We start from the raw sequence: 14,366 nt of genomic DNA on the forward strand, positions 1-14,366 counted from the left end.
TAAAAAAAACGTCTAATTTTCAAGAGCTTGGCTAAATTTTGAAGTGGCTCAACATAAACTGCCGCAAAGCCGCTAAACCCTGTAGAGCCAATGGCGCGCTGTGGTGAATAAAGCGCACGCTAACACGGTGGGGCAAGGCCCTTTCAGGGGCAGCAGCTGGCAGGCTGATTTCAAATTGAAACAGGCCATCTATAGCGGCTAGGCCCTCTTTATCTCTGGCATCCACCACGATATCGCCGCCGCCTTGGGTACCTAAGGAGCGACTAGGCAAACGCATAGAAGCCTGCGGCACTTCCCGCAGTATGGCCGCCGGCCAGGTTTGCTGAGGCTGATTGTGTATTTTTACTTCTACCGCCTGGGTGTGACGCCTGACCTTATCGACATCGCTTTGCCGTACCACTACCCGGGCAGAAACCGTACTCTTATCAATAACATAGGCCAAGGCATCGCCCTGCTGCACATAGCGGCCGGGTAAATCACTGGCAACCACAATAGCTAGGCTACCGCTTACCCGGCTACTAGCCTGCAAAGAAGCTAATTGCTGCTGTATATCCGCAACCGCCTGTTGATTGAAACGCAGATCAGCTGCGTACTTTTGCGCCTCAGAGGGGTCGCGCACCAAGGCTTGCTGATAACGGGCCGCCAGCTCATCACGTTGCGCCAGTAACAGCTGCTGGCGCTGGCGCAAGCTGGGATTAGACAGCGTAAACAATAGCTGCCCGGCCTCTACCTGACTGCCATCGGCTAGGTGTACCTGCTCAACAAAACCATCGGCTCCCGCCCGTACTATGGCCTGCTCCGGCAGGCTAACCACGCCCTGGGCATAACTGCTATCGCTGACTGGCATCACAAATAGCAGCAATACCAGCACCAGCCCCAAGCCACCACTCACGGCATATAGGCGCCGCTGCAGCTGGGCTTGTTGAGCCTGCTGCCACAGTGAGCGGGCTATTTTGACTATGGGCAGCAGCCACTGGCTGATCAATGCCCACAACGCCAAGATCACCCCTATAAAGAAAAACTCGCTGGCTACATACAGGGCTATCACCAAGCTAATAAACAGCCGATAAATACCCGCGGCCAAGCCATAAGCCAGCAACCAGCCGCGCTCACCCTCAGCCCTTACCGGCGAGGTGGCATCCCTAAAGCCATACAAGTAACGCTTACACAAATAACCCAAGTATTGATTGGCGCGGCTACCCAGGTTGGGAATCTCCAGCATATCCATCAATATGTAATAGCCATCAAAGCGCAGCAGCGGATTGCCGTTAAACATCAAGGTGGAGACACTGCCTATCAGCGCAATATTAAAGCAAAGATCCTTTAACCAACCCGCGCCCAGCTGTGACCACAGCAAAAAAGCCAGCCCGGCCAACCACAACTCCATCATGATACCGGCACTAGCTACCAGAATGCGGCGACGCTTGCTGTAAAAACCATTACTGGCCGTGGCATCTACATAGGGCAGTGGCATAAATACCACCAGCATAATACCCATTTCATGCACTTCTCCCCCCCAGACCTTAGTCGCAAAGCCATGGGCCAGCTCGTGCAAGGCTTTAATAAAGGGGTAGGCCAGGGCTAACAACATCAAATTTAGAGGGTCGCTAAAACGCATAGACCAGTGCTGCGCAATATCCGCACTGTGCTGGCCCGCTTGCAATAGGGCCCAGAACACCACCACCAGCCACAGCATAAAGCCCAGCGAACTAAACAGCGGCTGCACCCAAGGCAGGCCGCGCGCCAGAAAACGGTCGGGATCTAATAAGGCAAAGCGCTGTACCAAGGGCTGACGCAGGCGCCGCCAAACATCCGATTTGGCCTGCTGCTGGGCGGCCTCGGTCGCCGTGGCGGGCACATCGCCCTGCAGCAACTGGGCACTATGCAATTTACCCAGCAACACCGCCACCTCGTATTGGCTGGGTGGCCGCTGCAATTGCGCTAGCTGCTGGTAGGCTTGCGCTACCGAGCGGCTACCGTCCAACAAGCTTAATAGTTGATAGGCTGGGGCAGGCAAGCGAAAGTAGTTACCCGATAATTCATCGGCTAACACATACCAGGCCTGGCCTCGATAATGGTGCAAATAAAACTGCAAATGTGGCCGCAATTGTGGTTTTAAGGCGGCGAGCTGGGCCCAACTCTCGGGGGGCAAATCGGGCGGATGCGCGACGGGCTCGGTCATGGTAACCAAGCCCATAACTTCAAGCTTAGCCAATCCCATAAACGGTGGGTCAGCATCCAGCTATAGCGGCGCTTGCCCACCTCTATCTTGGCCAGGCCTTGCATGCCAGGGCGCAAAAACAGGTCATTGGCTAATAGCCGGGCCTCGGTGCGATAGCTGATTAACGCGCCATCAAGCTGATAAACCGTAGCCACATCTTTCACTTCAAACGCTATGGCATTATCGGGGTAGGCGTTGAGATATAAACGCCCCCGCTGGCCGCTTTGCACATGGGGAACATCGCGCTCATCCACCTGCAACACCAAGCGGTATTCATTGAGAGGGGCAATCTCAAATAACACCTGCCCCTTGCTTACAGGTGCCCCTAAGGAGCGACTCAGGTCACCTTCAATAATCACTCCATCGAAGGGTACGCTTAGCTGGGTGCGCTTTAGTTGCTGCTCCAACAGGCGCAGCTCTGCGGCGGCTTGCGCCATTTGCGCCTGGACGATTTGTGATTGCGCCAGGTTGCGATCGGCCAGTTCTTTACGGTATTGCTGCTGATACTCATCGTGCTGATTTTGCAGGCGGCGATATTCCAGCTTTAACTCATTGTCATCCAGCTCGGCGATAATCTGACCCAGGCTCACAGTTTCGCCCGCCCTAGCGTGGGCCTTGGCAACATAGCCATCAATGGGGGCCACCACTGCGCGCTGTATCAAGCCCTCTAATTTTGCCGGCGCTGCTACCCGATAATTGCCAGACCCTAATAACAAGACCGCTAACGCTACGATAGCCGCTGCAACCAGGTAGCGCCCTCGCCCCTCATAACTGCTCACCGCCGCCCCCCAAGTACCGCGCATAGCGTCGCCAGCACGGGCGATTAGCGAGCGCTCACCTTGCCTTTTAGCCTGAAATAATGCGCCCAAGAAACTCGCCAAGGCCGCTAAGCGCTGTAGCTCAGCAGCACTGAATACGGTCGCTTTACACTGCAGCAATAACACCCCAAAGCGCTGCTCCTGCAGCTGCATAGGAATGCTGCAAACATGAGTGTTATGCAGCTGGGCATAGTGCTGATGCATGGGGTAGGTTTGGCCGGTAGCCAGCGGCGCCTGTATCGCCTGATCATGCTCCAGGCTTTCGGCCATCAGCTCTTCTAGGGCTCTGGCCATATTGGTTTTAACATCAAAGGGCGTGTTATGGGACAAGCCCTGTAACAACACATCATCCCCTTGCTGCAAACCTATGGCCACGCGCTCACAGCCAAACAGCTGCGCCAGACTAGTGGCAGCGGCCTCTACCGAATCCTGTAATTGTGGCGCGCCACAGGCCGCCGACAAGACACTGTAATCCTGCTCTGACAGCTCTGCGACGGTATCTGTTTGCGCTTGCGCCGCCGGCGTTTGCTGCGCCAATAGCTGCAGCCAGGACTCGCCCCAGGCCAGCAATTGCAATAACAATTGCTGCTGCTGGTGCTGGGCCGGTAGCTCCACGACGACCACGGCTGGAGGAGTGCAGGCCAAAGGTTTGGCTAACACCATCACGCTAGCCTCACCGCCTTGATCCATCACATTGACAACGGGGGCCTGCCTACTGGCGGCCAAGGTGGCCGTGCTTAACAGCTGCTCTGTGGCGCTGCTCTGCGGCGGCCAACTGGCCACGATACTCAATTCCTGGCTGGGCTCAGTCGTCACCGCCAAAATGGCACGCTGCACCTTGGGTAACATGCGACACTGTAAATCTAACCAAGCAAGATAATTCATTGATTAACGGTTATTCCTAAGAGAGCACTGCATGCCCCATTATTTATTTGTTATTTCGTTTATTGACTCATACATGCAACCACAAGCATCATCTTTTTCTTAACGCTTGTAACTTGTAACTCAACAGTATTCCACCCCCACGCCACCCAAGCCGCAATAACCGTCGGGGTTTTTATCCAGGTATTGCTGGTGATAGTCCTCAGCATAATAAAAGCTGGGCATCAGTAAAACCTCGGTGGTAATAGCCGGCAACCCCTGTTTGTTGAGCTGCTGCTGGTAGCGCTGTTTTGAAGCCTCGGCCTGGGCCAATAAGCTGGCATTATTTACATAAATGCCCGAGCGATACTGTGAGCCTATATCGTTACCCTGGCGCATGCCTTGGGTGGGGTTATGGCCTTCCCAAAAACATTTCAACAGGTTATCAAAACTCAGCTGCCGCGGATCATACACCACTAACACCACTTCGGCATGGCCGCTTAGGCCGCTGCACACTTCTTGATAGCTAGGGTTTTCAGTAGTACCGCCAGCATAACCTACGGCAGTGGTATACACCCCCGGCAATTGCCAGCATTTACGTTCCGCCCCCCAAAAACAGCCCATGGCTAATAACACTTGCTCGCAGTGCTCGGGAAACGGCGGCCGAATATTGCTTCCTAATACGGTATGTATAGACATAACACCCTCCTCATCACAGCTTTGCCACAGGGAACTTTTGTCATCAAACTGACATCTACTATAGGCATTATGACTCACGAAAGGATAAATAAGGAGAGTGAGAGCGATACTATGAGAGCTATAGATAAAAACAAAGACGACATTTTAGATGTAAACAACTTAAGCAGCCGCAAATTATGGGAGCTGCTAAACAATGAACCACAACTCAGCCCTAAGGATAAGCGGCAATTAAAAGTGACTCTGCGCCTGCGCCGTCACTATGAACAAGAGCTAGATCAATTACAACAAGGCGCGGGCTCGCTGCATTAATACACTAGGCAGCCCCAGCCATAAGCTATAGAATCCAGCGCTTACTTAAGAAAAAATAAGGTTAAGCGCCGCATGATACGAATCATCCTCATTGTCGCCATCGTTTTGGCGGTGGTGATAGCCCTAAAGCAAGTTAAAAACACTCCGCCTGCCCAACGCAAAAAACTCTATATAAAACTAGCGGTGGGCATAACCGCGGCGGTGGTATTATTGCTGGCACTAACCGGCCGCATACACTGGATAGGCGGTCTGATAGCGGCCTGTGTGCCACTGTTTAGAGCCGCCCTGCCCTATGCGTTGCGCTACCTGCCCTTTTTGCAAGCAAAAAACAGCGAACAGCAACAGCAGCAAAAACCTCAGGCACAGGTTAATGTCAGTGTCGACGAGGCCTACCAAGTGCTGGGCTTGCAGCCCGGCGCCGACCAAGAGGCAGTGATTGCCGCCCACCGCAAGCTCATACAAAAAATGCACCCCGACCGTGGCGGCAACGACTACCTGGCCGCACAAATCAATCAAGCCAAAGAAGTGCTGCTAAAACACCTAGGCTAGAGCATGGTTAGCCCTGCTAAATCACGTTAAAATAGCCCGCTTAACCACCCGCAGATTAACTGCGCAACACAGTGATGAAATAGTAGTGAGAGCCCCGCATGAGTGAAGTTTATGTAGTGACCAACCAAGACGGTTATTTCGCCAGCAAACACAAAGAGTGGCTGGACGGCCGCGAGCCCAAGCAACTGTTTCGCAGCCCCCATAAAGACGAAGCCATTAATATGGTATTTGAACTCAGCGCCAAGGACATCAAGGTGCGTGCCTCCACCTTATTAGTAGAGCTCAACGAAAAGGGCCTGCCCATAGTCGAAGTCACCGTGCCTTTAGTGGCAGAACCTAGCCCACAAGCCGAATTGTTAACAGAAGATCAAGACGGTGAAACAACAGCAGCTGCAGAGCAAGACCAGCCCGCCGCCAACGAAGAACCCAAAGAGCTCACCGCCTCCGAGCGACTATCGCTAATGGCGGCAAGACTGCGCAAGGCTGAAGGTTAGAACAAGCCCTGCGGGCAGTTGCTAGCCCCAAGCCGAAAGCCGCAAGCACCCTTGTAGCCTCTAGGGCTAGCATCTTCTTGCTGGCGACTCTACACTAGAGGCTAGCAACTCATAATAATAACAACAGGATACCAGCATGAGCCTATCCGATGAGGCAGTTAGCCCACCCACGCCTGTAGAAAATCCCACTAGGCCTTCCAGCCACGATAGCGACGTACTTTCAGAAAAAAACCTAGCCAGTTACTGGCGCGCCAATCGCATCGTGTTAGCCACCCTGCTCAGTGTGTGGGCCATCATTACTTTTGGCTTTGCCACTTTGCTGGGGCCCTGGCTGGATCAATTTCACTTAGGCGGTTTTCCACTGGGCTTTTGGTTTTCACAGCAGGGTGCCATACTGGCCTATGTGGCACTGATTTTTATTTATCATTGTTGGATGCTGCGCATAGAACGCGCCCACGGCGTGGATGACGATGCCCCAGGCTTAAACAAGGGGGGCAAGTAATGGATACCCAAACACTAAGCCTGGTTTTTGTTGCTTGCACCTTTATGCTCTACATAGGCATAGCCGTATGGTCGCGGGCAGGATCGACTAAAGAGTTTTATGTAGCCGGTGGTGGCGTACCCCCGTTACTGAATGGCATGGCCACCGCCGCCGACTGGATGAGCGCGGCCTCGTTTTTATCACTGGCAGGTATAGTGGCTTTTTCTGGCCGTGATGCCAGCGTTTTTATTTTAGGCTGGACCGGCGGCTATGTGTTGCTGGCCTTATTACTGGCCCCCTATTTAAGAAAGTTTGGCCGTTTTACCGTGCCCGAGTTTATTGGTGACCGCTATTATTCTGACTTTGCCCGCGTTGTTGCCATACTGTGTTTAATTTTTATTTCCTTCACCTACATCGCTGGCCAAATGCGCGGCGTAGGCATAGTGTTTTCACGTTTTTTAGAAGTGGATATCAACACCGGTGTGTACGTGGGCATGGCCATAGTTTTTTGCTATGCGGTATTAGGCGGCATGAAAGGTATTACCTACACCCAAGTGGCACAATACTGCGTACTGATTTTTGCTTTTTTAGTACCGGCGGTTTTTTTATCCATATTGTGGACTAACAACCCCATACCGCAGCTGGGCCTGGGCAGCCAATTAGCCGATGGCTCGGGCCTATCGGTATTAGAAAAACTCGATCAAGTCACCGTAGAGCTGGGCTTTAGCGCCTACACCGCCAGCACCCGCTCATCTTTAGATGCCCTGGCTATTACCGCCGCCTTAATGATAGGCACCGCTGGCCTGCCCCATGTCATCGTGCGGTTTTTTACCGTGCCTAAAGTCACTGACGCGCGTAAATCGGCGGGCTATGCCCTGATGTTTATCTGTGTGCTATACACCACCGTGCCAGCGGTGGCGGCCTTCTCGCGTTTAAACTTATCGCAAAGTGTTAATGAGGTAGCTTACAGCGCAGCACCTAGCTGGGTAAGCACATGGGAGAACACCGGCCTTTTTGCCTGGCAAGATAAAAACAACGACGGCGTTATTCAATACGGCGCCGGTGCCCCCTTTGTAGGCAAGCCAGACTTTAATGAGCAGCGCGGTGTACATGGCCAGCGCCTATTAAACAATGCCCCTAGCGAACATCAAAATGAAATTTATGTAGACCGCGATATCATGGTGCTAGCCAATCCAGAAATTGCCAATATGCCCAGCTGGGTAGTGGCACTAATGGCCGCCGGTGCAGTAGCCGCCGCCTTATCTACAGCGGCAGGTTTATTACTGGTGATCTCCAGCTCCATCTCGCACGACTTATTAAAACGCACACTTAAACCCGACATCAGTGATAAGCAGGAGCTGTTGGTCGCCCGCTGTTCTGCAGCGGCAGCTATATGCGTAGCGGGTTACTTTGGCATACACCCACCCTCTTTTGTGGTGCAGACCGTAGCCCTGGCGTTTGGCTTGGCGGCGGCGACTTTATTCCCCGCTATTTTCCTAGGCATTTTTAGTAAACGCAGTAACAATATTGGCGCCATAGCAGGCATGTTAGTGGGGTTGCTGTTTACGGCAGGCTATATTGTTTACTTTACCTTTATCGCGCCAGAAAACAGCCATGCTGACAACTGGTTGCTGGGCATCTCTCCCTTGGGTATAGGTGCAGTAGGTTGTTTGCTAAATATACTCACCACATTATTAGTTAGCCGATTAGGCGCTGCACCACCGCAGCAAGTACAAGATATGATAGACGACTGCCGCATACCCAGCGGTGCTCAAGTGGCGCATCAGCATTAGCTCGGTCGGAGTTAGGAACTAGGAACTATAAAACAGTAAGCAAAAACTGCTGGCTAATTAGTTACTTTTTTCCAAATATTTATTGGCTATAGCCAGCACTGCATCCCACTCTATGGGCTTGGTGAGATAGTCATTCATACCCGACTTTTCGGCCTCTGCTATATCTTGCGCCATGGCATTGGCAGAAAGGCCACAGATGATTAAATCTTTGTAACCATCGGTGCGTAATTGTTTGGTTGCCGTATAGCCATCCATAACTGGCATCTGTATATCCATAAACACCATGTCGTAGTCTTCACCTGCCACCACTTTTTCAAGCGCTTTTTGGCCATTTTCAGCCAAGTCAAAGCTCAACCCCATATCGGCTAACATGTCACCCACCACTATTTGGTTAATGCGGTTATCTTCCACTACCAACACATGGCCTTTAAACTGCTGGCTACCACGCTCATCAAGCTCTAGCTGCTCTAACTCGGCAGGCTCTTCCACCACCTCAATAATAAATTGCTTAAAGTCCGTAGGGGCAAAGGGGTGGGTCAAAATTGGATGGCCAAAAGCCGTTAAAATCTCAGACTGCCGCTCATCCAACTCAGCATCAACAACAAAGCCCACCGGCAAACCTATAGCTAACAGCTGTTGAATAAAGCCCTGCTGGGTATCAGCAAAGATTGAGCTAACCACATCAATGAGAACAAAACTTTTATTGGGCTCTGCTGTGCTAGCCAAATTATCTATTTGATCGTGTAACAAAATCCGCTTGCTAATTCCTGCACTGTCAAAATAAGCATCGTTTATTAAAGGCGCATCAGCCAGCAGCGGATAATAAACCGTAAGCTGTTTGCCAGCCAGCTCAGTTAATAGCATTTCACAGGGTAGCTCCTCCACTTGGCAACTAACCGTAAAACGACTGCCGCGCCCCTCTATAGAGCTAACAGCAACCTCCCCTCCCATAAGCTCTGTTAATTGTTTTACTATGGTTAAACCTAAGCCTGTGCCACCAAATTTTCGGCTGGTACTGCCATCAGCCTGAGTAAAAGAATCAAACACAACCGCCAACTGTTCTGGGCTCATACCTATGCCAGTATCGGATACTCTGGCAATAATCTTGGCAGGCTCATCTTGGTTAGACGGGTGGAAATCTATATCTATGACTACGCTACCACTATCGGTAAATTTAATAGCATTACTACATAGATTTAATAAGACCTGGCTCAATCTTAGTGCATCACCCTTTAATTTCTCGGGAATAGCTGAATTAACATTAACCCTAAATTTTAGATTTTTTTCCTTAGCACCAACACCAACAATAGCAATTAGATTCTCGATTACCGCATTCAGTGAAAACTCAAGATGTTCTATATCAAGCTTGCCAGCCTCGATTTTAGAAAAATCTAATACATCATTAATAACGCCCATCATAATACGGCAGGAATAGGCAATTTTATCCAAATAACTGCGTTGTTTTTTATCTAAATTAGTCTTTAATGCCAACTGAACTAAACCGATAATACCGTTCATGGGCGTGCGTATTTCATGGCTCATATTAGCCAAGAACATCCCCTTAGACTCGGCCGCTTTTTCCGCTCTTTCTTTTTCTATGGCCAGCTCTAAATTTAATAGCTCTTGCTCAACATTCAACTTTTGAGTTCGTTCTAATAACTCAACCGACTCTTTATTCTTCTCGTGAAACACATTGGCCGCCTTGGCCAAATCCCCAATTTCATCGCCGCGCCGCACACAGGGTATTTCGTCAACCTCGCCACCTACTGACAAAACGCGAAACACATCGGTTATTTTTCGCACAGGCACAATAATTCTTAGTATTAGATATAGAGCAACCAACACAAACAAAACCAGAGAAAAAACAAGCACCACAGTATTATTACGCTGGGTAGCGGCGGTTACTTGCAATATATTTTTATTGTTTAGCAACTGTTCATCACTAAAGCTTTGAGCAATCTCGCGAGTTAAAAATAAAAACTCATTAGCTGACCCAGCCATAACCACATTAACCAAAAATATGTAGCCACGAGTCACATAAGTAAGCTGGGTAAAGTCATCACGCACCTTATTGAGGTTAGCTTCAATGTCACTCTTGTTAAGGTAACTATTGTTAAGACTATCCCCAACAGAATTTATATTTTCATTAAAACTCTCTATCAGCTGATAATCTGGAGACAGCATATATGCAAGTAAATACCGGTTTGCAGACAGCAGTGCATAGCGAACTTTATAATTACTATCATCCTCTTCATGTTGATCTAGTAAATAATTCAAGCGCTCAAAACCAAGCACTATGTTATTGTGGTATATATTCTCACGTCTTTCCCTGCCACTAATAACACTAGAGAAATTGCTCTCATAATCTTTTAAATGAGAGCGCATACGTTTAATTAAGTCTTTATATTTCTCGTTATCGGTAGCGGCAATATTATTCTCAAAACTAGCCAGATTAGCATTAACACTGGCTATTAGGTCATTAAACCGCGATATAGCTGATTCACTAGCAGTGTCTTTATAAATAAGAACATTGCGCTGCAAATCTACCACATCACGTTCAAGTTGATTAACCAAACCAACATTCGTCATAGCCTGCAAGGTTAAAGCTTGATTTTCAATCAAGCGATCCTGCGAAACTTTATACTGAAAAGCTTGAACAATTAAAATCAATATTAGGCAAGTGACTACCAGCAGTATTTGTACCTGCAAGGACCGAAACATTTTTTTAACAAAATTCATGAACTGATAAACTCATACCATTTCTGCAAGCTATAGTCATAGGTTTCCATCACCGTATTCCATACTGCCACATTGCTAAAACGTTTTTCATAACTGCCGCCAGTGCGCAACTCGCCACGCCGCACTGAAATCTTGCCATCGGTGCCGCGCAGCTCTTCAGCCGCTGCCTTGCCTTGATACCAGTAATCCCACTCCGCCTTACTCAACAGTGATTTGGATCGCTGCGGGTTTGAGATGTAATAGCCCTGCTTAGCAATAAAAGCGCCCGGCCAGCCAGATAACCACCAGTTCATATAGTCATAAGCGGCATCCTTTCTTTTGCCTTCAGTGGCGGCTGACAGGCACATCACCCCATGCCAACCTCTATACCCCTCTTTTGGGGCAGCATAAGTAACCGGCACCCCCATACCATTGAGGGTGGACACCGCTGGAGAAAACATACTCTCTATAACGACTCGTTTACTGGCCATAAAGTCCACCGACTCAGGCACTGAAGTCCAAAAGCCACTAAAGTGGCCCGCTTTTTTCTTCGCGATAAGCAGCTTAAATAACTCGTCTAGCTCCGCGCGCGTTAGCGCACCTATATCCTTAAACTGTATTAAGCCCTTAGCTTGAGCCGCCAGCGCCAAATCAAACAAACCTATGGTGGGTTCATTAACAATGCCCACCTTACCGGCGTAGGCTTCGTCCAATAACCAGCCCCAGCTCTCGGTTTCATAGGGTATGCCCTTAGCCACTACTTGGGTGTTGTAGCCAAAAGAATCAACATTATGTACATAGGGCAAAAAACTAATCTCATCGGTATGGGCTACACCTAGCTTACCATCGGGCTGCACATGTAATAGCTTATAAGGAGCATCGCCCGCACCTAATTTTGCCTGCGGTGTTAATTTACCGGTTTTACTGAGGTTGTTAATTTCATCCCAATAGCGCAGCCGCTTTTTATCTATTGCCTGTATAGACCCCGAGCGCCATAACACATTGATGCTATTAGACCACTGCTCATATAAATCAAAAGACTGCGGCGCCATAAAGGCCTTTTGTAGTACCGCCGCACTGCCGCCGGGTTCAAACTGTATATCTATGCCCAAATCCGCCATGGCGCGCTGGCGCAACTCTTCCTGCAAGGTAACATGCGTGCCCAACACCCGCAGGGTGGTTTTGTTGCGGGCGAATACAAAAGGCGCCTTGCCCGCTCCCCAAGCGGTAACACCTAAGCTAGCCAAGGTTTTTAGACTCTGGCGTTTGCTCAGATTAACCGGCTCATCTATGTTACTGGGCTTATTGTTTCTGGATTTATTGTTACTGAGCTTATTGTTACTGGACTCATTATTGACACTAGTCTTGTTATTATTACTGGTAGTCATACCCCCCCCTTGCTACAAAACTGCAGGATCATTCCTTTTCCGCAACACACATTGGCTTTAATTGTAGACTCTTATAGGCAAAAGCCTCTAAATTTATGCTCCGTATAAATACCTATAGCTCTACTAGGCTAGGGAATGAGAAACCGATTATCGCCCTAGGGCTTAGTGCTCTATAGCTGCAGCAATAGACAGGGTGCGCCGCGCTTCTTCCACATGTAGATTTTCTATCAGGCGACCATCTAACAACACCAATGCCTCACCTGCCTGTTCTGCCTGCTGCCAGGCGGCAATCACTTTATGGGCCCACTCCACATCTGTGGCGCTAGGCGCAAACATCTGGTTGGCATAGGCCAGTTGTTTTGGATGTATCACACTCTTACCATCAAAACCCAAATCGCGGCCCTGCTCACAGCTATGTTGGTAGGCTTGCTCATTGTTTAAATCCAGCTGTACGCCATCAATAATATCTAAGTTATTGGCCCGCGCCGCCAACACACAAAGATTCAACGAGGCCAATAAGCCCTGGCGATCATCGCGGTTACGCAGTCGTAACTCTTTAGATAAATCACTGGTGCCCATCATCAACACCGTTACGCGCTCACTGGCGCTACACACCTCTTCAATATTTAGCACGCCCCTAGGGGTTTCTGCCATCACCCATAAATACAGACTGGCGGGAGCCTGCGCCCTATCCAAAATAGCCAGTGCCTCAGCCACTTCTGCTGCGCTTTCGACTTTAGGTAAGCAAATAGCATGAGCACCACTATGCGCCATAGCTTTTAGATCGGCTTCGCCCCATTCAGTATCCAAGGCATTAACCCGCACTACAATTTCGCGCCGACCATAATCACCTTGCTGTATCGCGGTTTTAATAATCTCCCTGGCTTGCGCCTTTGCCGCAGGGGCAACGGCGTCTTCCATATCAAAAATAAGGCAGTCGGCGGCTAATTGCTGGGCTTTTGCTAAGGCTCTGGGATTGGAGCCAGGCATGTATAACACGCTGCGGCGGGGGCGGATTTGCATAACTACCTCAAACTAAAAAATTGAGGTCGTATTCTAACAGCGGGGCAGCGCCAGCTTCTATAAAGTGGCGCTTATAGTGGCTATTTTAAATTATTTAACTGATTACGATAACAAACTCAGCACCAGCTGCGAACTGGCATTGGCCTGGGCCTGCAGCGCATTGCCACTATTTTTTAATAGGCTTTGTTTCAGCTGCTCGCTGGTGGCCAAGGCAAAGTCGGTATCGTTAATGCGGCTGCGGGCGGCTGCGGTATTTTCGGCGCTGTTGCGATTATTACTAATCACAGACTCTATACGCTTACTCACCGCGCCTAAATCACCACGAAAACTATTGACTGCATCGATAGCCGTATCTATCACCGCTAGCGCATTACTGGCGCCCACCCCAGTAGAAACATCTATGGCTTGGGCCGGCGTTAGGCTAGCGCCTAGATCGGGTAGCTGCAGGCTTAGTTTGTCGCTCGCTAGGCCACCCACTTGCAGCTCTATAGTCGCATTACTTTGCAACAGCTTAAGATCATTAAACTGGGTAGTATCTAACACCGTACTGATTTGTTCTTGCAACTGGCCTACCTCAGCCTGTATAGCATCCCGCTGGCTGTTCCCTAAAGTGCCGTTGCTAGCCTGCAGGGATAACTCCCGTATGCGGCTGAGATTGTCGTTAATCGAAGACAAGCCGCCATCGGCCACCTGCACCAATGAAATGCCGTCGCTGGCATTGCGTGCCGTTTGATCCAGGGCATTTAATTCAGTTAGCAATTGCTGAGAAATAATTAACCCTGCCGCATCATCTTTAGCGCTGTTAATTTTTTTACCCGAGCTTAAGGGCTGCAAGCCTTCTCTCTCTTGTTTGGCGTTTTTTTGCAACTGATTTAATAAACTCTCGTTGCTGGCGATTTCGCCTATAGTCAGGCCCATTAGTTCACCTCAACCCTATAGTGTTTACTATCACCCTAGCCTAGCAGTTCTGGCACGAACTTCTAATATTCGTTTTTATCAAAGCTCATACACT

12 protein-coding genes are annotated in these 14,366 nt (G+C 49.6%); 5 read left to right on the forward strand and 7 right to left on the reverse strand.

Features of this window, described 5'->3' with window-relative positions; translation table 11 throughout:
• Positions 1–31: 31 nt before the first annotated feature.
• The 3 genes from NO559_RS01585 to msrA form a co-directional block, all read right to left on the reverse strand.
• The gene (locus tag NO559_RS01585) at positions 32–2,182 is read right to left on the reverse strand and encodes an efflux RND transporter periplasmic adaptor subunit (protein ID WP_258330019.1); all 2,151 of its coding nucleotides are present in this window, start codon (positions 2,180–2,182) and stop codon (positions 32–34) included.
• Positions 2,179–3,924, reverse strand: coding sequence for an HlyD family efflux transporter periplasmic adaptor subunit (locus tag NO559_RS01590; RefSeq protein ID WP_258330020.1), 1,746 nt, complete (start codon positions 3,922–3,924; stop codon positions 2,179–2,181). Before NO559_RS01590 ends, NO559_RS01585 begins: the two co-directional genes overlap by 4 nt.
• Before the next feature lie 120 nt (positions 3,925–4,044).
• Positions 4,045–4,599: a peptide-methionine (S)-S-oxide reductase MsrA gene (msrA, locus tag NO559_RS01595; protein ID WP_258330021.1), complete on the reverse strand. Its 555-nt coding sequence runs from the start codon at positions 4,597–4,599 to the stop codon at positions 4,045–4,047.
• Positions 4,600–4,710: 111 nt separating this feature from the next.
• Here msrA and NO559_RS01600 point away from each other — a divergent pair, with 111 nt between their 5' ends.
• The 5 genes from NO559_RS01600 (at position 4,711) to NO559_RS01620 (ending at position 8,225) form a co-directional block, all read left to right on the forward strand.
• Complete coding sequence (locus NO559_RS01600) at positions 4,711–4,908, forward strand: hypothetical protein (RefSeq protein WP_258330022.1); 198 nt, start codon at positions 4,711–4,713, stop codon at positions 4,906–4,908.
• A 72-nt stretch (positions 4,909–4,980) separates the two neighbouring features.
• Positions 4,981–5,457: a DnaJ domain-containing protein gene (locus NO559_RS01605; RefSeq protein ID WP_258330023.1), complete on the forward strand. Its 477-nt coding sequence runs from the start codon at positions 4,981–4,983 to the stop codon at positions 5,455–5,457.
• 98 nt (positions 5,458–5,555) lie between these two features.
• The gene (locus NO559_RS01610; protein WP_258330024.1) at positions 5,556–5,951 is read left to right on the forward strand and encodes a hypothetical protein; all 396 of its coding nucleotides are present in this window, start codon (positions 5,556–5,558) and stop codon (positions 5,949–5,951) included.
• 136 nt (positions 5,952–6,087) lie between these two features.
• A complete protein-coding gene (locus NO559_RS01615; protein ID WP_258330025.1) occupies positions 6,088–6,453 on the forward strand; it encodes a DUF4212 domain-containing protein in 366 nt (121 codons plus the stop codon).
• Entirely contained in the window at positions 6,453–8,225 is a 1,773-nt protein-coding gene (locus NO559_RS01620) for a sodium:solute symporter family protein (protein ID WP_258330026.1), read from the forward strand. The genes NO559_RS01615 and NO559_RS01620 overlap by 1 nt, the downstream gene beginning before the upstream one ends.
• Positions 8,226–8,282: 57 nt before the next feature.
• On the opposite strand, the gene NO559_RS01625 is transcribed toward NO559_RS01620, so the two are convergent.
• From NO559_RS01625 to NO559_RS01640, 4 genes are all read right to left on the reverse strand, one after another.
• Entirely contained in the window at positions 8,283–10,964 is a 2,682-nt protein-coding gene (locus NO559_RS01625) for a hybrid sensor histidine kinase/response regulator (RefSeq protein ID WP_258330027.1), read from the reverse strand.
• The gene (locus tag NO559_RS01630; RefSeq protein WP_258330028.1) at positions 10,961–12,331 is read right to left on the reverse strand and encodes a PotD/PotF family extracellular solute-binding protein; all 1,371 of its coding nucleotides are present in this window, start codon (positions 12,329–12,331) and stop codon (positions 10,961–10,963) included. The genes NO559_RS01625 and NO559_RS01630 overlap by 4 nt, the downstream gene beginning before the upstream one ends.
• Positions 12,332–12,493: 162 nt before the next feature.
• Positions 12,494–13,354 (reverse strand): CoA ester lyase, encoded by an 861-nt coding sequence (locus NO559_RS01635; RefSeq protein WP_258330029.1) that lies wholly within the window; start codon positions 13,352–13,354, stop codon positions 12,494–12,496.
• A 102-nt stretch (positions 13,355–13,456) separates the two neighbouring features.
• Entirely contained in the window at positions 13,457–14,272 is an 816-nt protein-coding gene (locus NO559_RS01640; RefSeq protein ID WP_258330030.1) for a flagellin, read from the reverse strand.
• Positions 14,273–14,366: the final 94 nt, after the last annotated feature.

Source organism: Dasania sp. GY-MA-18 (genome assembly GCF_024734385.1).
GTDB lineage: Bacteria > Pseudomonadota > Gammaproteobacteria > Pseudomonadales > Dasaniaceae > Dasania > Dasania phycosphaerae.

Coding starts and splice junctions, on each gene's coding strand:
- NO559_RS01630 (WP_258330028.1), bottom strand. CDS start 12,331: ATGACTACCAGTAATAATAACAAGACTAGTGTCAATAATGAGTCCAGT.
- NO559_RS01600 (WP_258330022.1), top strand. CDS start 4,711: ATGAGAGCTATAGATAAAAACAAAGACGACATTTTAGATGTAAACAAC.
- NO559_RS01585 (WP_258330019.1), bottom strand. CDS start 2,182: ATGACCGAGCCCGTCGCGCATCCGCCCGATTTGCCCCCCGAGAGTTGG.
- NO559_RS01625 (WP_258330027.1), bottom strand. CDS start 10,964: ATGAATTTTGTTAAAAAAATGTTTCGGTCCTTGCAGGTACAAATACTG.
- NO559_RS01635 (WP_258330029.1), bottom strand. CDS start 13,354: ATGCAAATCCGCCCCCGCCGCAGCGTGTTATACATGCCTGGCTCCAAT.
- NO559_RS01620 (WP_258330026.1), top strand. CDS start 6,453: ATGGATACCCAAACACTAAGCCTGGTTTTTGTTGCTTGCACCTTTATG.
- NO559_RS01610 (WP_258330024.1), top strand. CDS start 5,556: ATGAGTGAAGTTTATGTAGTGACCAACCAAGACGGTTATTTCGCCAGC.
- NO559_RS01590 (WP_258330020.1), bottom strand. CDS start 3,924: ATGAATTATCTTGCTTGGTTAGATTTACAGTGTCGCATGTTACCCAAG.
- NO559_RS01640 (WP_258330030.1), bottom strand. CDS start 14,272: ATGGGCCTGACTATAGGCGAAATCGCCAGCAACGAGAGTTTATTAAAT.
- NO559_RS01605 (WP_258330023.1), top strand. CDS start 4,981: ATGATACGAATCATCCTCATTGTCGCCATCGTTTTGGCGGTGGTGATA.
- msrA (WP_258330021.1), bottom strand. CDS start 4,599: ATGTCTATACATACCGTATTAGGAAGCAATATTCGGCCGCCGTTTCCC.
- NO559_RS01615 (WP_258330025.1), top strand. CDS start 6,088: ATGAGCCTATCCGATGAGGCAGTTAGCCCACCCACGCCTGTAGAAAAT.